Below are 463 nucleotides of genomic sequence, written 5' to 3' on the forward strand. Positions count from 1 at the left end.
CCCGCTTTTATTAGCGCCAACGCAGCTCGCTGCGCATGTTGGACCGTGTCATAAATGGATTGTTGTTGCTTCGTCGGCTCCCCTAACACGTAACTTCGCGTCATATCAGAGCGGTAGCCGCTTATCACCGCACCAAAGTCGATAAGTACTAAATCGCCTAGGTTAAGTTTTGTCTGTCCTGGGTTTCCGTGCGGTAAGGAAGAACGCGCACCAAATAATAGGATTGTGTCAAAAGAGAGACCTTCGGAGCCTAGCTTTTGCATCTGATACTCAAGCTCAATTGCCGCTTCTCGCTCAGTGATCCCTACTTTTAACAAAGGCAGTGTATGGGCAAGCGCCGAGTCAGCTATCTCGGCGGCACGTTTAATACAGTTAATTTCATCACTATCTTTAACTTGTCTTAGTGATTCCACCCAAAGCGGCGCGGCGATAAGCGTGGTATTTTTTGCGCTGATGTTTAATG

The 463-nt window shown here is 47.9% G+C and carries 1 protein-coding gene; it reads right to left on the bottom strand.

The window, feature by feature from the left end; genetic code table 11:
* On the bottom strand, positions 1 to 463 hold a 463-nt coding region (locus CWC11_RS20550; RefSeq protein ID WP_138684157.1), incomplete at both ends, for a M24 family metallopeptidase.

The sequence above is a fragment of the Pseudoalteromonas sp. S3178 genome (assembly GCF_005886985.1).
GTDB classification, from domain to species: Bacteria; Pseudomonadota; Gammaproteobacteria; order Enterobacterales; family Alteromonadaceae; genus Pseudoalteromonas; species Pseudoalteromonas carrageenovora.